The organism is Streptomyces sp. NPDC053431 (assembly GCF_044544925.1).
In the GTDB taxonomy this organism is placed as follows: domain Bacteria; phylum Actinomycetota; class Actinomycetes; order Streptomycetales; family Streptomycetaceae; genus Streptomyces.
Genome location: NZ_JBITXX010000002.1, coordinates 15,970 through 40,176 on the forward strand (window position 1 = coordinate 15,970; position 24,207 = coordinate 40,176).

A 24,207-nucleotide genomic window follows, 5' to 3' on the forward strand; every position below is an offset into this window, starting at 1 on the left:
GCCCGGCTCCCACCTGGTCCGACGCCCCGCCCGGTGCCCCGTGCCGACACCCCGGGCGGTACGCTGCCGCGCGTAACGGTGGCTGGCAAAGGGAACGATTCGGCTCATGGGGCGTCAGAAGTACAGAGACATAGCGGGCTTGGTGGCGGCGACAGCGGTGCTGTTCGCCGCCACCGGCTGCGCCGGGCCGGACGGCGCCGGGCGCCCCGGCTCGGGCCTCCCCGGCGCCGAGGGGAAGGGCCCGGGCTCCTCGGCGTCGGCCGCGCCCTCGTCCTCGTCCGCTCCCACGACGCCGCCCTCCCGGGGTGGGGCGCCCGGCGGTGCCGCCGACGGCGACGGCGGGCTGCCCGGTCTGCCGGGCGCCGGCCAGGCCCGCACCCAGCTGGCCGGCCTCACCGTCGCGCCGCAGCGGTCGATGACCGGCTACAGCCGTGAGAAGTTCCCGCTCTGGGCCGAGCAGGGCCACAGCTGCAACACCCGCGAGGCCGTCCTCGAACGCGACGGGACGGACGTCCGGCGGGACGGCGAGTGCCGCGCCGTGTCCGGAACCTGGGTCAGCGTCTACGACGGGAAGAGCTTCACCAAGGCGTCCGGCCTGGACATCGACCACGTGGTGCCGCTCGCCAACGCGTGGCGATCCGGAGCGGACAGCTGGACGCAGGAGAAGCGCAAGGCCTTCGCGAACGACCTGACCCACCCGCAACTGCTCGCCGTCTCCGCCGTGTCCAACCGCTCCAAGGGCGATCAGGGTCCCGACGAGTGGCAGCCGCCCTCCCGCGCGTACTGGTGCACGTACGCGCGTGCCTGGACCTCGGTGAAGTCGACGTACGGCCTGACGGTGACGCCCGCGGAGAAGACCACGCTCGGGCGCATGCTGGACACCTGCGGCGGTTGACCCGCACGGCCGGGCCCGCGCCGACCGACCCGTGCCGGAGCCCGCTCGGAAAGGCCCGCTCGGAAAGGCCCGAGCGGAAAGGTCCGAGCGGAAAGGTCCGGGAGGCGATGTCCGTGCGGCAAGGTCCATGCGCCGAAGTCCACGCGGCGAAGTCCGCGGAGGGGCGGCACGGTGGAGACCCCCGTACCCCGCGTGCCGCCCCTCCTCCCCCCGATAGAGAGCAGCTCGGGTCCGTCACCCCGGCCTTACGACTTCCTCCCGCCCCTCGACGGGAGCACCATCGTGGGCCGAGCCGGAGAGAGACGGTGGCGCCGCGGCTACGGGGGTGTGACCGCGGCGCCGTGACCGACGATAGTGACCGGTGGGACGCCCCCTGCAGCCGTCCGTTTGGGGGGCTTGCGGGCCCCGGCGGTGAGGGCGACGACCGCCGCCCGCCGGCCCCGAGGGTCAGCCCCCGTCGAGACTGTCCTCCCGGACCCGTACGGCGAGGTCGATCTTCGTGTACGCGGGGCGGCCGGCCTGCCGGTACTTCGCCTTCACCCGGTCCAGGTAGTCCTTCGCGGTGTGCACCGTGATGCCCGCCCGCCGGGCGGTCGACTTGAGGGTGAGCCCGGAGGCGTAGTCGAGCAGGATCTGCCGCTCGCGCGGCGAGAGCCGGGGTGCCGCCGGGCCGCTGTCGTGCGCACAGGCGAAGGCGAGCTCGGGGGAGTGGGCGCCGAGACCGGCGGCCACGTCCTTGACGGCGGCGACCAGGGTCGGCAGGTCGTTGTCCTTCGTCAGATAGCCGTCGGCCCCGGCCCGCACGGACTCGATGATCCGGTGCCGGTCGGGGACCGTGCTGATCACCAGGACCCGGCTGCCCGTCGCGAGCAGGCGCCGGATGTTGTCCGCGGGCGCCGAGCCGTCGCGCAGGACGAGGTCGAGCAGGACCACGTCGGGCGCCTCGTACTCCCCTTCTCCTGTGCCGACTTCGGCGTCCGTCCGGGAGGTCAGGAGCTCGTCGACGGTGGCGGCCGTCGCGACCAGGCGCAGTTCCGGGACACCCCCCAGCCAGGCCCTCATGCCGTCCAGGAGCATCCGGTCGTCGTCGACGACCGCTACGGTGATCATCCGGGCCATCTCAGCTCCACCCTCACGCCCTCGCCGGGCGCGGTGTCGACCACCGCCCGGCCGCCGATCTCGGTCATCCGGGCGTGCACCGAGCCGCGCAGCCCGAAGCCGGGTACGTAGTCCTCGGGGTCGAAGCCGGGTCCCCGGTCGACCACCGTGACCACGGCGCCGCCCTTGCCGTCGGCCGCGCCGGTCGCGGTGAGGTAGGCGTGCCCGGTGCCCGCGTGCCGCCGTACGTTGTTCAGGGCCTCGCGCGCGGCGTCCGCGAACGCGGCGGCGACCTCCGGAGGCACGGCGGGCAGGTCATGGTACTGGGCGGTGACCCGCAGCCGCAGCGCCTCCACCGAGCTCACCGCCTCCTCCAGGGCCGCCCCCATGCCCGGGTGGTGGACCTCGTCGGCGGTCTGCTGGATCAGCCGCCGCAGATAGGCCGCCTCCCGGGCGCAGCGCTCGCGCACCTCGGGGGCGTTGGCGTCGACGCCGCCGGCCGCGAGGGTGGTGAGGGTGGCGAGAACGGTGTCGTGCAGCGCCCGGTGGTGGTCGAGCCGCTCGGCGTAGCGGGCCTTCTGCGCCTCGGCGGCGAGCGCGCGGGCGTTGGCCTCGTCGAGGAGGCGGCCCTGGCGGCGCAGGTACCACCACATGATCGAGGTCATGACGGCCGAGGAGAGCACGGAGTTGAGGTGTCCGCCGAGGACGGCCCGGCTCGCGCCCACCAGGTGGTAGCCGACGAGGTGTGTCGCGGCGAGCAGCGCGACCGCGGAGAGGGCCTGGGACCGGCCGAGGGCGATGGCCGCGGCGCCGCTCGCCGAGCCGCCGAGCAGCATCGCCCAGCCGATCGCCGGTGTCTCGCGCACCCCGGCCCACGCGTACAGGACGAACGGCAGCGCGCAGCCGACGACGAGGACGTCCGCCCAGATCTGCCGGGGGTCGAACCAGCCGCGGCGCAGGGCCGTTCCGTAGACCAGGACGCTCAGTCCGAGCGCGGCGGCGATCCCCAGGTACTGCAGGGGATGGGCGCCGGGGTGCTGGACGACGGCGAGGACGCCGACCGTCAGATGGCTCGCCCGGTAGAGCAGAGTGGTGAGGATCATGAAGGACCGGGCGCGCTGGAGCGCGGAGCCCGCGCCGCCCGTTCGTCTCCATGCGGGCAAGCGCCATCTGAGTATGGACCGCACCGGCAAGACCGCGCCTTTCTTCCGCCGTGTCACGACTGTCCCCGTCGCCCCGCATTCTGCCCGCGCGGAGAGCCGTCGTCAGGGCTTCTACCAGCCGTTTTGTCGAAGGAGTGAAGGAGGTGTGCGGAAGATGTGCGGTGGGTGCGTACCGAAGGGTAACAGGGTGCTTCCGAAGGCTTGTTGGGTGTGGCAAGTCCGTGGTTACCTCGGGTAAGTCCTCGTCCGGAGCCGGAAGAAGGAACCCCCATGCCCTCTCCCCGAACGTCCCGCCCGCATCCCCGCCCCCGCCCCGGCCGCGTCCGCCGGCGCCTCGGCGGCACCCTCGCCGCCGCCCTCGCCGTCCTCGCCGCCGTGGGCGGCGGAGGGGCCACCGCCACCCCGGCCGCGGCCGACTCCGGCGGCCTGCGCGAGGTCATGTTCGTGGGGAACAACTGGGACGGCACCGCCGACGTCATCCAGTCCCGCGGCGACTTCCGTCGGGTCGGGCGGGTGAACGTGATCCCCGACCGCGAGGAGCGGATGCGGGAGATCTCCCTCGACCCGATCAAGCTGGCCTTCTTCCTCGGGGTGCGCAGCGGTCCTGGTGAGGGGCACGACCAGTTCGTCGACGACATGTACGCCACCCCGGACGGCTCCGCCATGGTCGTCTCCCGGCCCAGCTTCGCCGACGTCGTCTCCGTCGACCTGCGCACCGGACGGATCAACTGGCGTTTCGCGGTGGCCGGTTACCGCTCCGACCACATGGCGGTCTCGCCCGACGGCACCCGCGTCGCCGTCTCCGCCTCCACGGCCGACACCGTCCACGTCCTCGACATCGTCACCGGCCGCCAGCTCGGCTCCTTCAAGACCGGCGACAAACCGCACGAGAACGTCTTCACCTCCGACGGCCTGCTCTGGAACATGTCCATCGGCGAGGTCACCACCGCCCTCGACGCGCCCTGGCTCGACTGGACCAAGGGCGACCGGAAGATCACCGTCGTCGACGCGAACACCTTCAGGACCGTTCGCGTCATCGACATGCGCGAGCGCCTCGACGCCTTCGGGCGCGGTGACCTCTCCGACGCCGTCCGGCCCCTCGTCTTCACCCCCGACGAGAAGAAGCTCTACTTCCAGGTCTCCTTCTTCAACGGCTTCCTGGAGTACGACGTCGCCACCGACCGCATCACCCGCCTGAAGGCCCTGCCCGGCAACGCGGCGACGAACCCCGACCGCACCACCTGGGTCAACGACTCGCGCCACCACGGTCTCTCCATGAGCCCCGACGGCACCAAGCTGTGCGTCGCCGGCACCATGGACGACTACGCGACCGTCGTCGACCGCGCCACCCTCCAGCAGGGCCCGCTGGTCGAGGCCAACAAGCCCTACTGGGCGACCGTCAGCGGTGACGGGCAGTCCTGCGTCGTCTCCGAGAGCGGCGCCGACCGGGTCACCGCGATCGACTTCGCCACCGGGCAGCGGATCGCCACGGTCGACGTCGGCGACCACCCGCAGCGCGTCCGCCTCGCCCACGTGCCCGCCGACTGGACGGGCCCGACCGCGGGCTGACCGCCCGCGCCCGCGCCCGCGACCGCGACGAAGGGGCCTGCCGGATCCGATCCGGCAGGCCCCTTCGTCATGCGGTGCGGTGCGGACGATCAGGCGTTCAGGACGCCCCGGTCGTGACTCACGACCGGGTGACCTTCACCTCGTAGAGCGAATAGCCCCAGCCGGTCGCCCGGCCCGCGCCGTGCACCCGCAGATAGCGGGCCGACTGCGACGGGAACTCCGCCGTGTCGTAGCCGCCGTCCCCGGAGTCGGTGGACCAGGCGGTCCGCCAGGTGCTGCCGTCGTCCGAGAGCTCGATCCGGTACGCGCGCGCATAGGCCCGCTCCCAGTCGAGGGTCACCCGGCCCACCCGGCGCACCGAGCCCAGGTCGACCTGCCACCACTGGTCGTCCGACCACTCGCTGGCCCAGCGGGTGCCGGTGTCGCCGTCGAGGGCGCGGCCGGGGGAGTAGTTCACGAACGGGTTCCACCACTCCGAGGTGCTCGCCGACGTCGGCTGGCCCGCGGCGATGTTGACGCCCATCTCGTGCTTCTCGGTGGACTTCCAGGTCGTCAGGTACGACTCCGCGCCGTTCGCCAGCTCGCCGACGACGCCCGGACCGCCGGGAGTGAGCCGGATCTGCTCGATCCAGTCCGGGACGAGACCGTTGTGCGCGGCGCCGTCCGTGTTGAGGTCCCAGGTGCGCTGACCCGTGACCTGCCGGTCGAGCACCGAGCCGCCGTCGAAGCTCTTGAACGGGTACTTCACGGCGTTCGGGGCGTCCGCGCCGACCGGGCCGGGCCAGCCGCCGACGCCGTTCATGTCGGTGCCGTAGCCGAGGCCGACGCCGTACTTCTTGCGCAGCTCGGCCTTCTGCCCGGCCTCGCCGATGAAGCCCTGCGCGTTGTGCATGTACTCGGCGACGAAGCCGCCGAGCCGGTAGACCCGCTCCGTCCAGTCCAGGTCCATCCAGCTGTGGCTGGAGATGACGCCGGGGTACTCCTCGGCCTCCAGGATGTCCAGGGCGCGGCCGGCCGCCTTGACGCTCATGTGGTCGAGCTCCAGCATCATGCCGCGCTGCATCATGCCCTTCAGGGCGTACTCGCCGAGCCGGGTGAGGCCGCGCGTGTTGCAGCGGGCGTCCGAGGCGTACGAGGGCACGCTCACGCCGGCCGGCAGCTTCTCCGCCAGCGCGGGCAGCACCGTGGCGAGGCCGATCGGGTTGTCGTGCTGGGGGCCGGCGCACCTCTCCGTGGCCCAGAAGGTGCCCGTGGAGAGGAACTGGCCGACGTTCACCGCGACGCCGGTGGTGCCGCTGTCGAAGCGGACGCCGCACAGCGCGTTGTCGAACTTGTGGCAGAGGAACATGCTGCGCACGCCGAGCGAGTGCAGCTCGTCGAGGCCCTTGTCGATGTCCGCCTGGCTGCACTGGGCGATGTCGAGGATCATCTTGCAGCCGAACGGCTCCGAGGTCTCCACGCCGAGCACCACCGCGAGCTTGCCCTGCTCGATCACCGAACGGGCCTGCGCGGAGTCGGTGACGATGCGGAACCAGCCCTTGCCGGGGCCGCCGTACATGCGGTCCACGTAGTCCTGCAGCTCGTAGGACTTGCGGGCCTCCAGGCGGATGGCGTCCATCTCGTCGCAGCCGCGGTCGCGCGGCAGCAGCGAGCAGATCAGGCCGTTGGTGACCAGGTCGTTGACGAGCACCCGCTGCCCGCCGCGCCAGGCCCGCTCGACCCACGCGTAGTAGTTCTGCTGGTGGCTCAGGGAGTTGTGGGCCGGCCAGTCCTTGAAGGTGGGCCAGCCCACCGGGTCGTGCTTGCCGTTGTCACCGCCCGTGAGGTGCTCGAAGAGGGCGCCCGAGCCGTCCGGGTAGTGCTCCGGACAGTCCTTGAGCGCCTCGGGGGCGCCGCCCTCGGAGAAGGTCTGGCCGCAGATCATGCGGCCGCCGAACCCCTCGTTGGACATGAGGTGGTTGTGCGCGTCGACGAAGCCGCGCACCTTGCCGTCGGCGGTCGTCCCCTTGAAGGGGGCGCCGGTCACGTTGATCTGCGAGTCGGGTGCCGGCCGGGCGGTCGGCTCCCACCAGGAGCCGGCGTCCGCGGCGGGGACCGGGCCCGCGCCGAAGACGACGGTGGCCAGGGCGATGAACAGGGAGACGACGGCGAACCGGCCGCCCGCCCCGCGTGTTGTCGGTCGAGTCATGGTCAGCGATGCCTTCGGTCATGGGGGATACCGGGCTGCGAGCCGTCCTGGGTGTTTCTTGCGGTAACAGTGGGCTCGGCCAGAGGATCGCGAGGAACTACCAGTGAGTCAAGAGTCCGGGTCAAATGACCTGTTGAAGGATCTCAGCCCTCGATGAGCGCCACGAGGTGGTCGGCGGTGGTGTCGAGCAGGGCCGCCGCGGCCCGCTCGTCGCCCAGCACCAGGTACTGCAGGGTGAGCCCGTCGATCGTCGCCGCGAGCACCCGCGCGAGCAGCTCCACCGGCACCCGGGGCGTCACCTCGCGGAGCGCGCACACCTGCTCGATCAGGATCGACGCCGACGCCACGTACTGTTCGTACTGGGCCCGGGCGAGATGCTCGAAGCCCTCCTCCCGGAGCGCGTACTGGGTGAGCTCGTAGGTCAGCATGTGTTCGGCCGGGTGGGCCTTCACATGGTCCCAGTACGTGCCGAGCGCGCCGCGGACGGTCTCGCGCAGCGTGGCCCTCGGCTCCACCCCGGACATCACCCGGGCCACGTAGTTGCCGGTGATCGAGCCGATCGCGGCTTCCAGGAGGGCCTGCTTGGAGTCGAAGCAGTAGTGGAAGACGCTCAGCGACACCCCGGCCTCGGCGCAGATCGCGCGGGTCGTGGTCCGCGCCACCCCGTCCCTGGCCATGACCCGGACCGCCGCGTCCACCAGCTGCCGGCGTCGTTCGGCCGACGGCATCCGCGCCATGCTTCCTCCTCGCGTCGGGGCCACAGGGTAACCGCCCCACCGGGGCGGCCGACCAGCACCGCTCCCGCCCCCACCCCGAAAGGTCACTCCTTCCCGTGCGGCGAGTGCGCCGCCTGGAACGCCGGCCGCGCGCCGGCGCCCGCGCCGATGCCGGCGAGGAGGTCGTCGAGCTCCAGGAAGACCTCCCGCCGTTCCCGGCCGCAGGCGGTGGCGAGCCGGGCCACGACCAGGTCCTCCAGGGCGGGCGCCCGCTTGTCTTCCAGACCTTGTCGGCGAGGCCGACGAGCAGGTCCTCCAGCTCCACGCCCGGCGTGTCCCACGAGGCGTGGCTGGCGGCGAAGCGGGCGCGCGCCGCGTCCACCCCGTGGGCGAGGAGGAGTTCCCGTCCGGCCGGTTCGTGCCGCGGGCCAGGGGCGGACGGCTCCGCCGGATGCGGCGTCCTGCCGATGTCGTGGGTCGCGGCCCCGAAGAGCGCCGCGTCGCGGTCGAACGGCAGCGCCGGACATCGTTCCTCGAGCCGGTCGGCCGGTGCTCGGGGTTGCCCCGCCGTGAACTGAGGGGTGCACAGGCCTTGTCAGTGCAATTTCACATTACTATTTTACTGCTCACGCGGCGGTGCACCATGACCGTCAACTCCCGCGTGAGCCACGGGAGTTCGCCGCGCATCCCCCACTACTCCCGACCAGGAGCCCAGGTGTCCCAGCGCAGAATCGTGCGTACCTCCCTCCTCGCCACCGCCGTCGCGGTGACCCTCGTCGCCTCCGCCGGGCAGGCCGTGACCCAGGCGGCCGAGCCCGTGGCGAAGCCGGCGGTGCCGGCCGCGTTCGCGGCCCCCGGCCCCGCCGCGAACCCCTTCGACGAGGTCGAGCACGTCGCCGACGCCCGTACGGGCAAGGCGAGTCCGGCCCCCGCCCCCGGCGGCGTCACCCGGCCCCGCGTTCCCGGACCGGCCAAGGCGGCGCCCAGGAAGGCCAAGGCCGACGCCGCGCCCGCCCTCGCGGCCGGCGTGCCCTGCACGCTCGACGGCATCACCGGGCTCTCGCCCGACCGGTTCGCCGACTTCCTCGCCGACCCCGCGGTCACCTCCGACGGCTGTCTGCGCAGCCTGATCTGGACCTGGGACGCCCGGCTCGCCCCGGTCATGTCCGACGCGCACGTCCAGGCCGTCGCCCGCCGCATATCCACCCTGGCGGCCGCCCACGACGGCCGTGACTCCTCGCACCTGGAGGAGATGTTCACCTACCTCCACGCGGTCGCGTACCACGACTTCTCGCGCCCCGAGATCGACATCACGGACGCCGCCACCGTCGACGTGATACGCCAGGCCATCGCCGACTTCGGCGGCGCCGCCCGCACCTTCGACGTCACCGCCTCCAACGCCCGCACGCTGCGCGAGGCCCTCTACATCGGCAGCGCCCCCGGCCTCCGCCAGCACCAGCTCGGACTGATCGTCAAGGTGCTCGCCACCATGGACGCGCAGCACACCGCCACCAACCAGGACCCCACCTGGGCCGGCGCCGCGCTCGCCGCCCTGTCCGTCAACTACCTGGGCGTGTATCCCGGCAACCAGGACACCGCCTTCCACGCGGCGGTCAAGGCCGCCCCGGCCTACCGCGCCGCCTTCAAGGCGTTCGCCGGCCACACCCACCTCAAGGGCACGGCCAACGCCTGGGTGGTCCGTGACGCCCTCTCCGAGTACGGCCGCTTCGGGCAGATAGCCGGCCTCCAGGACGGCGTCGTCGCCGACCTCGGCGTGCTGCTCGGCCAGGTCGAGTCCGGCTTCGGCTACGGCAGCGAGCCGTGGGCCAAGCTCGTCACCTGGCTCAACACCTACGACGCCTGCGCGCCGTACAACGTGTGCAAGGCGGACATCGAGAAGCGGCTCTTCCCCTTCACGTACACCTACGACAACGGCGGCATCAAGGTCCGCACCGCCCTCGACCGGGCCACCGTCGACCAGCTCTACTACGCGAGCAAGCAGGTCAAGTCCCAGTACCACCGCGTGCTCGGCACCGACCAGCCGCTGGCGGGCGACCCCAACACCACCCTCAACATCGTCCTCTACGCCTCCCGCGCCGACTACGAGAACTACCACCCGCTGCTCACCGGCTACTCGACCAACAACGGCGGCATCTACATCGAGAACGGCGCCACCTTCTACACGTACCAGCGGCGCGTCCCCCAGGACTCCAGCCTCACCCTGGAAGAGCTCTTCCGGCACGAGTACACCCACTACCTCAACGGGCGCTTCGCCGTCCCCGGCTTCTTCGGCGAGGGCCCCTGGTACCAGGGCGACCGCACCACCGCCATGGACGAGGGCACCGCCGAGTTCTTCGACGGAGCCACCCGCGACAACGGCATCGCCGTCCGCAAGTCGCTGGTCCGCGGCGTCATCAACGACACCGCCAACGGCGGCCCGCGCATGAGCGTGCGCCAGCTCCTGCACGCCACCTACGACGGCGACGGCTTCCGCTTCTACAACTACGCGGGCACCTTCTTCGAGTTCCTCTGGACCGAGCGCCCGAGCCTGCTCCGCGAGATGTACGGGCGGCTGCGCGCCGACGACGTGGCCGGTTACGACGCCTGGCGCGAGCGCCTCAGCGCCGACCCCGGCCTCCAGGCCGCCTACGACCGCTTCCTGGACACCCAGATCGCGCAGGTGGACCGCCTCTACGTGCCGAACACGAGCTTCACGCCCAACGAGCAGCTCCGCGACACCACGGCCGCCCAGGTCCGCTCCGCCTTCTCCGCGGCGACCTACAGCAACCCCGACTGCGTGGAGAACGGCGACCCCGGCAAGAAGCGCTTCGTCTGCACCGGCCGCATCACCGCGAACCTGTCCGACGCCTCCAGCGCGGACCGGGTCTTCAAGGACATGTCCGAGACCGTCGACTACTTCATCCTCGACCGGGCGGGCGCGGCCACCAACAACCTCGCCGACATGAACTGCTCCTTCGGCCCGGTGGAGATCTGGTCCACCCGCACCGCCGGCACGTCCAGCTACCGCTGCGAGGGCCCGCTCCGCAGCTGATCCGTCAGGCCAGGCTCAGTTGACGCGTGCCCGGGTCCGGAAGGGCCTGGGCACGCACTGAAGAATGTGACATATTACTGCCGTGCCCAAGAGACACTCCCTGGACGCCGTGATCATCGGTGCCGGCGTCGTCGGAGCCGCCTGCGCCTACTACGCGGCCCGCTCCGGCCTCTCCGTCGCCGTCGTCGACCGCGGTCCCGTCGCGGGCGGCACCACGGGTGCCGGGGAAGGAAACCTGCTCGTCTCCGACAAGGAGGCGGGCCCCGAGCTCGACCTCGCGCTGCTGTCCACGAGACTCTGGCGCGAACTGTCCGACGCACTCCCGCCGGACACGGAGTACGAGCCCAAGGGCGGTCTCGTCGTGGCGCCCGACGAGACCACCCTCAAGGCCCTCCGCGCCTTCGCGGAGGGCCAGCGGGCCGCCGGCGTGACGGCCACCGAGATTCCCGGCGACGCCCTGAACGACCTCGAGCCCCATCTGGCCCCCGGCCACGCCGGCGGCTTCCACTACCCGCAGGACGCCCAGGTACAGCCCGCGAAGGCGGCCGCCCGCCTACTCGCCGCCGCCGAGGCCGAGACCTACCTCGGCGAAGAGGTCACGGACATCCTCCGCGGCCCCGACGGGGCGATCCGCGGCGTCCGCACCCCGAAGCGCGAACTCCTCGCCCCCGCCGTGGTCAACGCCGCCGGCACCTGGGGCGGCGACGTGGCCCGGCTCGCCGGCACCGACCTCCCGGTCCTGCCCCGCCGCGGCTTCGTCCTCGTCACCGAACCGCTGCCCCGCGTGGTCCGCCACAAGGTCTACGCCGCCGACTACATCGCCGACGTGGCCAGCGGTTCCGCGGCGCTCCAGTCGTCGGCGGTCGTCGAGGGCACCCCCGCGGGGCCGGTCCTCATCGGCGCGACCCGTGAACGGGTGGGCTTCGACCGGTCGCTGTCCCTCGAAGCCCTGCGCCGCCTCGCCTCGCAGGCGGCGGCGCTCTTCCCGGTCCTGGCGGACGTCGACGTCCTCCGTGCCTACCACGGCTTCCGCCCGTACCTCCCGGACCACCTCCCGGCCATCGGCCCCGACCCCCGGGTCCCCGGACTTCACCACGCCTGCGGCCACGAGGGAGCGGGCATCGGTCTGGCGCCGGCGACGGGCGTCCTCGTCGCGGCCGGCCTGCGGGGCACCGAAGCGCCCCTGGACCCGGGCCCGTTCGACCCGGCCCGCGACTTCGGCCGGGCGGACGCGGAGGGTGCGGAGTGAACGCGGAGACGTGGGGACCCGGACCCTCCGCCAGGCGCCACGCACCCCCGAAGGAGCCCCCGATGCCCACCGTCACCTTCGACGGACGCGAACTTCCGCTCCGGGAGGGCCAGTCCCTCGCGGCCGTCCTCTGGTCGGCGGGCATCCTCGCCTGGCGCACCACCCGCGAGACGGGCGCGCCCCGCGGCGTGTTCTGCGGGATCGGGCAGTGCTACGACTGCCTGGTCACCGTCAACGGCCGGCCCAACCAGCGCGCCTGCGTCGTGCCGGCCCGTCCGGGCGACACCGTGACCACCCAGGAGGGAACCGGCCGTGCCGCACTCGGCTGCTGATCGGGCTGCTGATCTCGCGATCGTCGGAGCGGGTCCGGCCGGCCTCGCCGCCGCCGTCACCGCCGCCGACCTCGGCCTGTCCGTGGTCCTGCTCGACGCCGGAGCGCGCCCGGGCGGCCAGTACTACCGGCACCCCGCGCCCGAACTGGACCCGACCGGCGCGCGGGCGCTCCACCACGACTGGCAGGCCTTCGCCGCCCGTGAACGCCGCCTGCGCGCGCACGAGAAGGCGGGCCGCGTCGGCTACCTGCCGGACCACCACGTGTGGACGATCGAGTCCGCCGGGCCGGTGCGGACCCTCCGTGCCCGCACCTCGGACGACACCGCCGTCACGGTCACGGCCGGCGCGGTCCTCCTCGCGACGGGCGCCTACGAGCGCCACCTCCCCTTCCCGGGCTGGACCCTGCCGGGAGTCGTCGGCGCCGGGGGAGCGCAGGCCATGCTGAAGGGCGGGCTGGTCCTGCCCGGCCGACGGATCGTCGTCGCCGGCAGCGGCCCCCTGCTGCTGGCCGTCGCGGCCTCGCTCGCGGGCGCCGGAGCGCGGGTGCCCGCCGTGGTGGAGGCCTCGGCGTACGGCGGCTACGCCCGTCACGCGGCGACCCTCCTGCGCAACCCGGGGAAGCTCGTCGAGGGCGCCCGCTACGGCACCGCGCTGGCCCGCCGTCACATCAGGCTGCTCACCCGGCACGCCGTGGTCGAGGCGCACGGCACGGACCGGGTCGAGGCGGTCACCCTCGCCCGGCTCGACCGGGACTGGCGCCCGATCGCCGGCACGGCCCGCCGCGTCCCCTGCGACGCCGTGGCCGTCGGCCACGGCCTGGTCCCCGAACTGTCCCTGGCGACGGCCCTCGGCTGCGCGACCCGGACGGCCCCCGACGGCACGGTGGCCCTCGCCCTGAGCGACGACCAGCGCACGTCGGTGCCGGGTGTCTGGTCGGCCGGCGAGACCGGCGGCATCGGCGGCGCGCAACTCGCCCTCGTCGAGGGGGAGCTGGCGGCCCACGACATCGCCCGCGCCGCGGGCAGGGCGACGCCGGGCCGTCCCGCAGCCGACACCCTCCGCTCCAGCGGCGCTCCCCGACCCACCTCGGCGGACGCCGTCGCGGGCCTGCGCCGTCGCCGTACCCGCCTGCGCGCCTTCGCCGACGCGATGGCCGCGGCCCATCGCCCGGGCGCGGGCTGGGCGGACTGGCTGACGCCGACGACCGACGTCTGCCGCTGCGAGGAGGTCCCGGCGGCCCGGATCACGGAAGCCGTGGACGAGCTCGGCGCCCGCGACCCCCGCACCGTCAAACTCCTCACCCGCGCGGGGATGGGCTGGTGCCAGGGCCGAATGTGCGGCCCCGCCGTGGCGGCGCTGTGCGGTGCGGGCCCGACGCCCGACCGCCGGCCGCTCGCCTGCCCGGTCCCGCTACGCCACCTGGCCGAGCTCCCTCGGCAGAACGGCTGACGGATTGCGCGCCGCACCCTTGTGGCCGTAGTCCGGGATTCAGTAAAATGTCACACACTACAAAGGAGTTGCTGATGAGCGTCCCCACCTGGACCCCCGACCGCCCCTGGCGCGGCATCATGGTCGCCACCACCCTCCCCCTCCGCGAGGACCTCACCGTCGACCACGACGCCTACGCCGAGCACGTGCGCTGGCTGCTCGACAACGGCTGCGACGGCGTCGTCCCCAACGGCTCGCTGGGGGAGTACCAGACCCTCACCGCCGAGGAGCGCGCCCGCGTCGTCCGCACGGCGGTCGAGGCGGCCGGCGACGGAGCCAGGGTCATGCCCGGTGTCGCCGCCTACGGCAGCGCCGAGTCCCGGCGATGGGCCGAGCAGGCCGCCGAGGCGGGCGCGGGCTCCGTGCTCCTCCTCCCGCCGAACGCCTACCGCGCCGACGAGGCCGCCGTCCTCGCCCACTACGCGGAGGTCGCGCGGGCCGGACTCCCGATCGTCGCGTACAACAACCCGATCGACACCAAGGTCGACCTGACGCCCGCCCTGCTCGCCCGCCTCCACGCCGCGGGCGACATCGTCGCGGTCAAGGAGTTCAGCGGCGATGTGCGCCGGGCCTACGAGATCGCCGAACTCGCTCCGGAGCTCGACCTGTTGATCGGTGCCGACGACGTCCTCCTCGAACTCGCCCTGGCCGGGGCCGTCGGCTGGATCGCCGGTTACCCCAACGCCCTCCCCGCGTCCTGCGCCGAGCTCTACCACGCCGCCGTCGCCGGCGACCTGGCCACCGCCCTGCCGCTCTACAAGTCCCTGCACGCGCTGCTCCGCTGGGACTCCAAGACCGAGTTCGTCCAGGCCATCAAGCTCTCCATGGACCTCGCGGGACGCCCCGGCGGCGCCACCCGCCCGCCGCGCCTCCCGCTCACCGGCGCCGTCGAGACCGCCGTACGCTCCGCCACCGAGAAGGCCCTGGCCGACGGCCACCACTGACCCCCGGGGAGAACCATGCGCACCCGTCACATCTACCACGCGGTGGACTCGCACACCGAGGGCATGCCCACCCGGGTGATCACCGGCGGCGTCGGGGTGATCCCCGGCGCCACCATGGCCGAGAAGCGGCTCCACTTCCTGGAGCACCTCGACCACCTCCGCACCCTCCTCATGTACGAGCCGCGCGGCCACGCCGCCATGAGCGGCGCGATCCTCCAGCCGCCGACCCGCCCCGACGCGGACTACGGCGTGCTGTTCATCGAGGTCTCCGGCCTGCTCCCGATGTGCGGCCACGGCACCATCGGCGTGGCGACCGTCCTCGTCGAGACCGGCATGGTCCCGGTCGCCGAGCCCGTCACCACCGTCCGGCTCGACACCCCGGCCGGCCTCGTCAGCGTGGACGTCCGCGTCGAGGACGGCGCCGCCACCGCCGTCACCCTCACCAACGTCCCCGCCTTCTCCGTCGGCCTCGACCTCAAGGCCGAGGTGCCCGGCCACGGCACGGTCACCTACGACCTCGCGTACGGCGGCAACTTCTACGCCTTCGTGGAGCTCGACTCCCTCGGGCTGCCCTTCGACCGGGCCCGCAAGGAGGACCTGCTCGCCGCGGGCCTCGCCCTCATGGACGTCGTCAACAACGGCCCCGACCGGCCGGTCCACCCCGAGGACCCGGCCCAGGGCGGCGTGAAGCACGTCTACCTCGCCGCCCCCGGCTCCGACGCCCGCCGCTCCCGGCACGCGATGGCCATCCACCCCGGCTGGTTCGACCGCTCCCCGTGCGGTACGGGCACCAGCGCGCGGATGGCCCAGCTGCACGCGCGCGGACTGCTGCCGCTGGACACGGACTTCGTCAACGAGTCCTTCATCGGCACCGAGTTCACCGGGCGCCTGGTCGCCGAGACGACGGTCGCCGGACGGCCCGCCGTCGTCCCCACCGTCACCGGCCGGGCCTGGATCACCGGCACGGCCCAGTACTTCCTCGACCCCACCGACCCCTTCCCCGCGGGATTCCTCCTGTGAGCCCGACCGAGGAGCGCACGACCCGCATGACCGGGATCCGCACCACCGACTACCACACCGCGGGCGAGCCGTTCAGGATCGTCGACCCGGTCGCCGCCGGCCTGCCCCCGCTGCCCGGTGACACCGTCGCCGAACGCCGTGCCGCCCTCCTCGCCCCCGGAGGCGACGGCACGGCCCCGCGCCCGACCCCGCACGACACCCTGCGTCGCCTCCTCGTCCAGGAACCGCGCGGTCACGCGGGCATGTACGGCGGTTTCGTCGTGCCCCCGGACGACGACGGCGCCCATCTCGGCGTCCTTTTCTGGCACAAGGACGGCTACTCGACCGCCTGCGGTCACGGCACCATGGCGCTCGGCGCCTGGGCGGTCGACTCCGGACTGGTCACCGCCCCCGCCGACCGGGACGTCCAGGTCCGCGTCGACGTGCCCTCCGGGCGGGTCACCGCGACCGTGCACCGCGAAGGCGGGCGCACCACCGGCGTCACCTTCCGCAACGTCCCGGCCCGGGTCACCGGGCGCGAGGTGCCGGTCGACACGAGCTTCGGCACCGTCACGGCCGACCTCGCGTACGCCGGAGCCTGCTACGCCTCCGTCGCCGCCCGCGACCTCGGCCTGGCCGTCGACCGGAGGCACCTGCCGGAACTCGTCCGCGCCGGACGGGAGATCCGGGCGGCGCTCGCCGGCCACCCGGCCACGCGGCACCCCGACGGGCCCCTGCTGTCCGGGGTGTACGGGGTGATCCTGTACGACGAGCTCGCGGACGGCCCGAAGGGCCCGCACCAGCGGAACGTCACGGTCTTCGCGGACGGCCAGATCGACCGCTCGCCCTGCGGCTCCGGCACCTCGGCGCGACTGGCCCTCCTCGCCGCCGAGGGCCGCCTCACGGGCGACCGGGAACTGACCCACGAGTCGATCACCGGCACCTTCTTCACGGGCCGCGCCGTGGCCGAGCGCGCGGGGGACCGGTCCCGGGCGGCCGGGGAGGGGCTCGTCACCGAGGTGACGGGCGCCGCCCACCGCACCGGCGAGCACCTCTTCGCCCTCGACCCGGACGACACCCTCGGCACCGGGTTCCTGCTGTGAACGCCGACCGCCTCCTCCAGCTCGATGCCACGGCCGTCGGACGGCTGCTCACGCCCGCCGAGGCGGTCGACGCGCTCGCCGACGGGCTCCGCGCCGGACTCGACCCGGAGGCCGGCCCGCCGCGGACCGCGCTCCCGGTACCGGCCGGCGAGCTGCTGCTCATGCCGGCCGCCACCGGCTCCTGGGCGGGCGTGAAGATCGCCGGGGTCGCCCCCGGCAACCCAGCCCGCGGCCTGCCCCGCATCACCGGCGGCTATCTGCTCCTCGACGGCCCGACCCTCCGCCCCGTGGCACTCCTCGACGGCGCCGCGCTCACCACCCTCCGTACCCCGGCGGTCTCGGCCCTGGCGATCCGTCACCTCACCTCGTCCGCAGGTGCGTCGCGGGTCGTGCTCTTCGGCGCCGGCCCCCAGGCGTACGGACACCTCGCGGCGGTGCTCGCGGTACGGAAGGTGGCCGCGGTGGCGGTCGTCGCCCGCAACCAGGAGCGTGCGCGGCGGCTCGTCGCCCACGCGCGGGACCTCGGTGTGCCGGAGGCCCGGACCGGAACGCCCGAGGACGTGGCGGGCGCGGACCTGGTCCTGTGCTGCACGACCGCGCGCACCCCGCTCTTCGACGGCCGGCTCGTCGCGCCCGGCGCCATGGTCGTCGCGGTCGGCTCGCACGAGCCGGACGCCCGGGAGACCGACACGGCACTGGTCCGGCGGGCCGCGGTGTACGTCGAGGCGCGGGCGGCGGCCCTGCGCGAGGCGGGGGACCTGCTGATCCCGCTGGCCGAGGGCGCGATCGGCCCGGACCACATCGCCGGCACGCTGGCCGACCTGGCCGGCGGGTCCGAGGGCCCGGGCCCGGCGGACCCGGCGGCGCCCCGCCTCTTCAAGAGCGTCGGCATGGCCTGGGAGGATCTCGCGGTGGCGGTCGCCGTGTACCGCGCGGCGAGGAGGGCCGCGGACGCGACCGGCGAGGGCGGCGGCGAAACGTGACATTGTACGCTGTCCCCCTGCGAGTTCTCGGAGGATCAGCGTGGGTGACCTGAAGCAGCACAGTCTCATCAAGGCCCAGGAGCGGCTCCGCGACCAGGTCGGTCACGCGCTCCGAGCCGCCCTGATAGCGGGCGAACTCCGGCCGGGCAGCGTCTATTCGGCGCCCGGCCTGGCCGCCGAGCTGGGCGTGTCGGCCACCCCGGTGCGTGAGGCGATGCTCGACCTCGCCCGCGAGGGCCTCGTCGAGCCGGTCCGCAACAAGGGCTTCCGGATCACCGAGGTCAGCGAGCGGGAGCTCGACCAGTGCACCGAGCTGCGGATGCTGATCGAGGTCCCCACCGTCGGCCGGGTCACCGAACTCGCCACCCGGGAACAGCTGGAGGAGCTCCGCCCGCTCGCCGAGGAGATCGTGACCAACGCGCGTGAGCACAACCTCATCGGCTATCTCGAGGCCGACCGCCGCTTCCACCTCACGCTCCTCGGCCTGGCCGGAAACGACCGGCTCGTCGAGACCGTCGGCGACCTGCGCAAGCGGTCCCGGCTCTACGGCCTCACGGGCCTGGACGAGGCCGGCAAGCTGGTCTCGTCCGCCGAGGAGCACGTGGAGCTGCTCGACCTGATGATCGCCGGCGACGTGAAGGGCGCCGAGGCCTGCATGCACCGCCACCTCGGCCATGTGCGCTCGCTGTGGGCCGAGGCCCGCGACGAGCCGGTCGAGCGCCCGGCCGGCCGCCTCGGCCCGGTCGGCAAGGCCCGCAAGAGCTGACGGGCGCCCCCCCGGCCGTCCCGGGCCGGCCAGACCGACGGCGAGACCCGGGCTGACCGGGCCGCCCGGCGAGACCCAAGCCGACCCCGGCGAATTCGGGCTGACCGGGCCACCGGGGCCACCGGGGCGACCCGGGCCACATGGGCCACCCGGGCCACCCGGCCCGACCGGGCCACCGGGCCGGCCCGCCGGGAGGCTGCCCGTCGGTCAGCCCATCGACTGTCCGTACAGGTGGTCGACGGGCATCTTCATCAGGACCCGCCGGTCGGCCACCATCACCGACCGGTACTCCTCCCAGTCCGGGTGCTCCCCGGCGGCCAGCCGGTAGTACTCCACCAGCGCCTCCACCTCGGGCCCGTAGGGGTCGCTCCCCGGCCCGGTCAGGGTCACCGTGCCCTCGGCGGTCGCCCACGACCGGCCGTCCTCGGAGGTGACCTCCAGCGCGGCCCGTGGATCGCGCCGCAGGTTCGCCGTCTTGGCGCGGCCCTCGGTCATCGACACGTAGACGGTGTCGGTCCCGGGGTCGTAACAGGGCATCACGGGGGAGAGCTGGGGGCGCCCGTCGGCCTTGATGGTGGCGAGGACACCGAGCCGGCTTCTGGCGAGAAGGGCGCGGGCGTCGAACCGTGTGGTGGTCATGTCTCTCGTCAAGTGCCGAACACCGCCGCCTTGTTCCCGCCGCCCGCCGCGGACGTCCGGATCAGGCCACCCCGGCCGGGGCAGGGCACGAGCCCCGCGCCGTGCCCGGGGCGGGGTCACCTCCTGGGGAACCGCCGCCACTGCGGGCCCGCGCTCGCCACGGTCAGCGCCGTGACCGCGCTGGCCAGGCCGAGCACCGCGCCGGCGGCGACGTCGCCGGGATAGTGGACGCCGGTGTGGACCCGGGAGTAGCCCACGGCGCTCGCGAGGACGCCGAGCGGGACCGCGGCGGGCGGGAACACCACTCCCACCGCCGTGGCGAAGGCGACCGCCGACGCCGTGTGCCCGGACGGGAAGGACGCCGAAGTCGGCATCCGCACATGGCGGTCCACCGTCACCCGGGCCGCCTCCCGGTCCGGGCGCCGCCGGCGCACCAGGCGCTTGCCGAGCAGGTTGGCCGAGGCCGAGGCCACCGCGATCGCGCCGACACCGACCACCGCGGCCATCCGGGGGCGCCCGGGCACCAGGGCGAGGGCCGCGGCGACACCGAACGAGATCTTGGAGTGGTCGGCGGTGTGGGAGAGCCGGCGGAAGCCCCGGTCGAGGGTCGGCGTCGGCGTCGCGGCGACCGCCGCGTACAGGGCGCCGTCCACGGCTCTCATGTCGGAGAGCATCGCGCGGACCGTCGCCCGGGGATCGCGCCGCCGCGGGCGCCCGGCCGGGTCCGAGAACGGGGACCCGTTCTCCGGAGCCGGTGTGGTGTCGTTCAGGGGAGGTTCGGCCATGGGATTCTCCTCAGCTGTGGCTGAAGGCGAGGACGACGATCCGCCGCCAGGACAGGGGATGGGCGGGGGGCGCCGTACCGGGGCGGTCACGGGGGACGACGACGCGCAGCGCCCGCGGCCGCAGTGTGCAGGTGACCGGGGTCGGCAGCATGAGGGCCTCGCCGTCGACGGCCACCGGCAGCGAGTCGGCCTCGGAGGTGACCTCGACCCGCTGGGCGGTCAACACGTTCAGACCGGTGGACGAGGCACCGCGGACCGCGAGCTCGGCGGCCTGCGCCGCGCCCTCCACGCGGACGGCGATCACGCCCAGTTCCCCGCCGTCCAGGCGGGCCCGGTGACCGCCACCAAGCGGATCCGGCGTGGTGTACGGGTTGTTGCTGACCAGCAGGGCCTGCTGGGAGAGCAGCTGGGTGGAGCCGGCCAGGGCGTCGAAGCGCCGGCCGCCGCCCGTCAGCAGGTCGGGCATCACGTTCAGGGCCGTCTCCGCCTTGGCGTCGCGGTACTCGGGGCGCTGCACGACATCCGCGTACACGCCGAAGGAGACGGTGTTGACGAAGGGACGGCCGGAGACGTCGCCCAGGTCGACGCGAAGCTCCTCACCGTCCGTCAGGGCGCCCAGGCAGCTCGACGGGTCGGAGCGGTCGAGACCGAGGTCCAGGGCGAAGTGGTTGCGGGTGCCCGCGCTGATCACCAGGAACGGCAGATCGTGCTCGGCGGCCACCGCGGCCACCAGTGCCTGGGTGCCGTCGCCGCCCGCCACGCCCAGCAGGTCGGCGCCCTCCGCGACGGCGGAGCGGGCCAGTTCGGTCACGTCCCGCATCTCACCGTCGGGCCCGTCCGGGTCGAGGACGATCACCCGCGCGCCGAGGCTCTCCGCCTTCTCGACGAGCCCGAACCGGCCGACCTTGCCGCCGCCCGACTTCGGGTTCATCAGGAGGACGGGCCGCCGCGGGCGCGCCGCGGGTCTCGTCCGGATCCGGTGGTCGGGACGGCGCATCGCCGTGCGGGCGCAGAGCAGGGCCACCGACCAGAGCGCGAGCGAGCTGAGCGCGGTCCGCCACAGGCCGTTGCCCAGGTAGAGCAGCAGCACGCCCACGGGCGCGCCGATCCCGAGCAGCGCGCCCAGCAACCGGACCGGACCGCGGTGAGCGAGGAACCACCACACGCCGACCGCGCACAAAGCCAGGCCCGCGAGACCGACCACGAGGACGAGGACACCGCCCCCGCCGAAGGGCACGAACAGGGCGACGACGGCTGCCACGGCACACAGCAGAGCGCATCGCGCGAGCATCCGCGCCCCCGTGCGGGCCCGGATCCGGTCCAGCGCGAGCGCTCGGACGCGTGCCCGCCGACGCGTCCGGTCCTCGGTGTCTCCGCTCACCGTAGCCTCCCGACGTCCATGGCCCAGCTTCCCGCCCACGGGCTTCTGACACCGCCTCACCGGGCCGTTCGAGTGGCGGCGCGGCCGGCACGCGGCGACACGGCGGGATGTCCCGCGTGTCCGTCCGGATACCGATTGTGGCACGGACGGATCGACGACAAGATCGCTTGGATGCGTGATGATGTGAAGCTCTGCGACGGGGTCGTCACCCTGTCGCCGCTCGACCCCGCCGAGGCGGCCACGACCTCCGCGCCCGGCCCCACCCGCCCCCGTCCGCGCCGGCGGTGGCGCGCGCACGGCACCGGCCGCACCTTCGCGATCCGGGCCGGCCGGCTGGTCGGCACCGTGGAGCTGCGCCCGCCGGCCGCCGGGGCCGCCCACGGCGACGTCGACCTGACCTACGCCCTCCGTCCCGAGGCGCGCGGCCGCGGCTTCGCCACCCGGGCGGTCCTGCTCGCCTGCGACCACGCCCGTACGGAAGGCGCCCGCCGAGCCGTCATCGTCACGGCCGCCGACGACCCGGCCGCCTCCGCCGTCGCCCACCGCGCCGGCTTCGTACGCCGCGGTCAGATCAGCCACGCCGACGGCGCCGTCTACGACTGGCACGTGAAGGACCTCGCCGGCACGGACTGACCCCGGCCCGGCCGGTCCGCCCGGCCGGAACGCGGGACCGGCGGGGCGGCACGTGTGTTCTCAGGCCAGGATGCCGCTGCCGTGCGGCGCGTACAGGTCCAGCAGCCTGACCCGCGTCACGTGCAGCCGGTGGGCCAGGATCCGGCCCACCCAGTACGTCACGGACGCGCCGAACTCGGCGTCCGTGCGGCACATCGAGCGGACGGCCGTCGCGTCGAACTCGTACGCCCTGACCGGCGTCATCGCCTCCGCGCCCGACTGGCACAGATAGGGCGGGAACATCCACGACAGACCGACGAGCTCGCCGTGCCGCAGCGTCTCGATCACCGGTGAGCCGCGCCCCGGCACCTTCGCGTCGAGCGTGACCGCGCCCGTCTTCACGATCCAGAAGCGGTCGGCGCGGTCCTGCTCCTCGAAGAGGCGGTGCCCGGACTCGAAGTACACGTCCTCGGCGAAGGCCATGAGCCGTTCCCGGTGCTCCGGCGGCAGCGTGCTGACCTTGGGTGCGGCGGTGCTCATGGCGGACCTCCTCGGACCTGCGGCTGCGGTGCGTCCGCCTCCAGTGTCCGTCGCCCCCGCGCCGTACGCAGTCGCCGCACGCGCCCCGTCACACGGACGCCGCAGCGCGACCACGGAGGGTGTTCCTGTGGTCGCGGTGCGTCGCGTCCCTACCGTGCGAGGACGCCCTCGCTGCCGGCGATCAGCACCCAGGGCGGTGTGCGGCCGTCGGACCCGGACGCCGCCGTCGCGGCCTCCTCGTACAGTGCGAAGAAGCAGTCCAGGCGCCGGCCCTCGTGCGGGCCGCGGTCGCCCGGCCGGTCGGCGGCGAGGAGGAAGACGGTCTCGCCGGGCGCGGGTGCGGGCAGGGCCTTGTGGGAGTGCGCGAAGTGAGGAGGAGTGTCGAGACCGGCCGCCAGCCAGCCGTCGACATCGGCCTCCAGCGCCTCGGCCTGCTCGTCGAGTGCGTGCCGCCGGTACCAGGCCGCACCTTCCTCCCGTATCCGCAGCAGCAGCGCCCGGTCGGCCGGGCCGGGGGCGGGGACGGTGCCGTCGTCGGACTGGCGGGCCCGGAAGCGGTCGACGAGCGGGATGAGGGAGTCCGTGAGCACGCGGCCCTCGGCGCGCAGGTACTCCGGGATGGCTGCGGTGATGGGAGGCTCCCCTCTCGGTGTCGCCGTGGACACCGGCGAGATCGTGCGCGGGGAGAAGATCCAAGCAAGCCGGGGCACCCGGAGGCAAGGCCTCCGGGCCGGTGTCCCGCATCCCGGTCACCGGCCAACGGCCAACGGCCACCGGACACCCGTCACCGGAGCGGGAGACCGTCACCGGCTACCGCCCGACGGCCGGCCACCGGTACTCCTCCGCCTCGTCCGGCGTGCGCCCTCCCGGCGGAGGGCGGAGCATGAACCTGGGGAGGGAGCGGCAGCACGCGGTCGGTGTCCCCCGAGGAGGGTGCCATGGGCGTCCCGGACGGAGGCGACGCACTCGTCGTACTCAAAGACGTCGACAAACACTTCGGCGCGCTCCATGTGCTCCAGTCCATCGACCTCACCATCCACCGCGGGGAGGTCGTGGTCGTCATCGGGCCCTCCGGATCGGGCAAGTCCACGCTCTGCCGCGCCATCAACCGCCTGGAGACGATCGACTCCGGCACCATCACCATCGACGGCAAGCCGCTCCCGGCCGAGGGCAAGGCCCTGGCCGCGCTCCGCGCCGACGTCGGCATGGTCTTCCAGTCCTTCAACCTCTTCGCGCACAAGACCGTGCTCGCCAACGTCACCCTCGGCCAGATCAAGGTCCGCAAGAAGGACCGCGGGAAGGCCGAGGAGCGGGCCCGCTCGCTGCTGGAGCGGGTCGGGGTGGCCAACCAGGCGGACAAGTACCCGGCGCAGCTCTCCGGCGGTCAGCAGCAGCGGGTGGCGATCGCCCGCGCGCTGGCGATGGAGCCGAAGGTGATGCTGTTCGACGAGCCGACCTCGGCGCTCGACCCGGAGATGATCAACGAGGTCCTGGAGGTCATGCAGCAGCTGGCCCGGGACGGCATGACGATGGTGGTCGTCACCCACGAGATGGGCTTCGCCCGCTCGGCCGCCAACCGCGTGGTCTTCATGGCGGACGGCCGGATCGTCGAATCGGCCACCCCCGACGAGTTCTTCAGCAACCCGCGCAGCGAGCGCGCCAAGGACTTCCTGTCGAAGATCCTCCACCACTGACCCGTATCCG

At 73.7% G+C, this 24,207-nt stretch carries 23 protein-coding genes; 13 read left to right on the forward strand and 10 right to left on the reverse strand.

The features are described from left to right. The first annotated feature begins 142 nt into the window (after positions 1-142). Complete coding sequence (locus ACIGXE_RS06040) at positions 143-895, forward strand: DUF1524 domain-containing protein (RefSeq protein ID WP_399743876.1); 753 nt, start codon at positions 143-145, stop codon at positions 893-895. A gap of 447 nt (positions 896-1,342) precedes the next feature. Here the strand turns inward: ACIGXE_RS06040 and ACIGXE_RS06045 are convergent, their stop codons facing one another. Both ACIGXE_RS06045 and ACIGXE_RS06050 read right to left on the reverse strand, forming a co-directional pair. Then, complete coding sequence (locus ACIGXE_RS06045; RefSeq protein ID WP_399743879.1) at positions 1,343-2,005, reverse strand: response regulator; 663 nt, start codon at positions 2,003-2,005, stop codon at positions 1,343-1,345. After that, complete coding sequence (locus ACIGXE_RS06050; protein ID WP_399743883.1) at positions 2,002-3,156, reverse strand: sensor histidine kinase; 1,155 nt, start codon at positions 3,154-3,156, stop codon at positions 2,002-2,004. Before ACIGXE_RS06050 ends, ACIGXE_RS06045 begins: the two co-directional genes overlap by 4 nt. A gap of 270 nt (positions 3,157-3,426) precedes the next feature. On the opposite strand from ACIGXE_RS06050, the gene ACIGXE_RS06055 reads away from it, so the two are divergent. Continuing rightward, positions 3,427-4,725 (forward strand): YncE family protein, encoded by a 1,299-nt coding sequence (locus ACIGXE_RS06055; RefSeq protein WP_399743886.1) that lies wholly within the window; start codon positions 3,427-3,429, stop codon positions 4,723-4,725. A gap of 118 nt (positions 4,726-4,843) precedes the next feature. On the opposite strand, the gene ACIGXE_RS06060 is transcribed toward ACIGXE_RS06055, so the two are convergent. The 3 genes from ACIGXE_RS06060 to ACIGXE_RS06070 form a co-directional block, all read right to left on the reverse strand. Beyond that, the gene (locus ACIGXE_RS06060; protein WP_399743889.1) at positions 4,844-6,913 is read right to left on the reverse strand and encodes a discoidin domain-containing protein; all 2,070 of its coding nucleotides are present in this window, start codon (positions 6,911-6,913) and stop codon (positions 4,844-4,846) included. Positions 6,914-7,056: 143 nt separating this feature from the next. After that, entirely contained in the window at positions 7,057-7,650 is a 594-nt protein-coding gene (locus ACIGXE_RS06065) for a TetR/AcrR family transcriptional regulator (RefSeq protein ID WP_399743892.1), read from the reverse strand. 83 nt (positions 7,651-7,733) lie between these two features. After that, positions 7,734-7,874: a hypothetical protein gene (locus ACIGXE_RS06070; protein ID WP_399743895.1), complete on the reverse strand. Its 141-nt coding sequence runs from the start codon at positions 7,872-7,874 to the stop codon at positions 7,734-7,736. A gap of 470 nt (positions 7,875-8,344) precedes the next feature. Between ACIGXE_RS06070 and ACIGXE_RS06075 the strand changes: the two genes are divergently transcribed. The 9 genes from ACIGXE_RS06075 to ACIGXE_RS06115 all read left to right on the forward strand — a co-directional run bounded on the left by ACIGXE_RS06075 (position 8,345) and on the right by ACIGXE_RS06115 (position 18,546). Beyond that, positions 8,345-10,681: a collagenase gene (locus ACIGXE_RS06075; protein WP_399743898.1), complete on the forward strand. Its 2,337-nt coding sequence runs from the start codon at positions 8,345-8,347 to the stop codon at positions 10,679-10,681. An 82-nt stretch (positions 10,682-10,763) separates the two neighbouring features. Next, entirely contained in the window at positions 10,764-11,930 is a 1,167-nt protein-coding gene (locus ACIGXE_RS06080; protein ID WP_399743901.1) for an NAD(P)/FAD-dependent oxidoreductase, read from the forward strand. 62 nt (positions 11,931-11,992) lie between these two features. After that, complete coding sequence (locus ACIGXE_RS06085; protein ID WP_399743904.1) at positions 11,993-12,262, forward strand: (2Fe-2S)-binding protein; 270 nt, start codon at positions 11,993-11,995, stop codon at positions 12,260-12,262. Continuing rightward, complete coding sequence (locus tag ACIGXE_RS06090; protein ID WP_399743908.1) at positions 12,243-13,712, forward strand: FAD-dependent oxidoreductase; 1,470 nt, start codon at positions 12,243-12,245, stop codon at positions 13,710-13,712. Before ACIGXE_RS06085 ends, ACIGXE_RS06090 begins: the two co-directional genes overlap by 20 nt. Positions 13,713-13,786: 74 nt before the next feature. Beyond that, entirely contained in the window at positions 13,787-14,695 is a 909-nt protein-coding gene (locus ACIGXE_RS06095; protein WP_399743911.1) for a dihydrodipicolinate synthase family protein, read from the forward strand. Between the two features lie 15 nt (positions 14,696-14,710). Continuing rightward, positions 14,711-15,715 (forward strand): proline racemase family protein, encoded by a 1,005-nt coding sequence (locus ACIGXE_RS06100; protein WP_399743914.1) that lies wholly within the window; start codon positions 14,711-14,713, stop codon positions 15,713-15,715. Positions 15,716-15,741: 26 nt separating this feature from the next. Then, positions 15,742-16,797, forward strand: a complete 1,056-nt coding sequence (locus ACIGXE_RS06105; RefSeq protein ID WP_399745132.1) for a proline racemase family protein — start codon at positions 15,742-15,744, stop codon at positions 16,795-16,797. Then, entirely contained in the window at positions 16,794-17,780 is a 987-nt protein-coding gene (locus tag ACIGXE_RS06110; protein WP_399743917.1) for an ornithine cyclodeaminase family protein, read from the forward strand. The genes ACIGXE_RS06105 and ACIGXE_RS06110 overlap by 4 nt, the downstream gene beginning before the upstream one ends. 40 nt (positions 17,781-17,820) lie before the next feature. After that, the gene (locus ACIGXE_RS06115; protein WP_399743920.1) at positions 17,821-18,546 is read left to right on the forward strand and encodes a GntR family transcriptional regulator; all 726 of its coding nucleotides are present in this window, start codon (positions 17,821-17,823) and stop codon (positions 18,544-18,546) included. A gap of 207 nt (positions 18,547-18,753) precedes the next feature. On the opposite strand, the gene ACIGXE_RS06120 is transcribed toward ACIGXE_RS06115, so the two are convergent. The 3 genes from ACIGXE_RS06120 to ACIGXE_RS06130 all read right to left on the reverse strand — a co-directional run bounded on the left by ACIGXE_RS06120 (position 18,754) and on the right by ACIGXE_RS06130 (position 21,261). Continuing rightward, entirely contained in the window at positions 18,754-19,185 is a 432-nt protein-coding gene (locus tag ACIGXE_RS06120; RefSeq protein WP_399743923.1) for a PPOX class F420-dependent oxidoreductase, read from the reverse strand. Between the two features lie 116 nt (positions 19,186-19,301). Beyond that, positions 19,302-19,970, reverse strand: coding sequence for a phosphatase PAP2 family protein (locus ACIGXE_RS06125; protein WP_399743926.1), 669 nt, complete (start codon positions 19,968-19,970; stop codon positions 19,302-19,304). Between the two features lie 10 nt (positions 19,971-19,980). Beyond that, positions 19,981-21,261, reverse strand: a complete 1,281-nt coding sequence (locus ACIGXE_RS06130) for a diacylglycerol/lipid kinase family protein (RefSeq protein ID WP_399745134.1) — start codon at positions 21,259-21,261, stop codon at positions 19,981-19,983. 261 nt (positions 21,262-21,522) lie between these two features. Here ACIGXE_RS06130 and ACIGXE_RS06135 point away from each other — a divergent pair, with 261 nt between their 5' ends. Beyond that, positions 21,523-21,984 carry a GNAT family N-acetyltransferase gene (locus tag ACIGXE_RS06135; protein ID WP_399743929.1) on the forward strand — a complete coding sequence of 154 codons (462 nt, stop codon included), beginning with the start codon at positions 21,523-21,525 and terminating at the stop codon, positions 21,982-21,984. Between the two features lie 60 nt (positions 21,985-22,044). Here the strand turns inward: ACIGXE_RS06135 and ACIGXE_RS06140 are convergent, their stop codons facing one another. Together ACIGXE_RS06140 and ACIGXE_RS06145 are read right to left on the reverse strand one after the other, a co-directional pair. Then, positions 22,045-22,503 carry a Crp/Fnr family transcriptional regulator gene (locus ACIGXE_RS06140; RefSeq protein ID WP_399743932.1) on the reverse strand — a complete coding sequence of 153 codons (459 nt, stop codon included), beginning with the start codon at positions 22,501-22,503 and terminating at the stop codon, positions 22,045-22,047. 149 nt (positions 22,504-22,652) lie between these two features. Continuing rightward, complete coding sequence (locus ACIGXE_RS06145) at positions 22,653-23,168, reverse strand: hypothetical protein (RefSeq protein ID WP_399743935.1); 516 nt, start codon at positions 23,166-23,168, stop codon at positions 22,653-22,655. 273 nt (positions 23,169-23,441) lie between these two features. Between ACIGXE_RS06145 and ACIGXE_RS06150 the strand changes: the two genes are divergently transcribed. Then, a complete protein-coding gene (locus ACIGXE_RS06150) occupies positions 23,442-24,197 on the forward strand; it encodes an amino acid ABC transporter ATP-binding protein (RefSeq protein WP_399743938.1) in 756 nt (251 codons plus the stop codon). Positions 24,198-24,207: the final 10 nt, after the last annotated feature.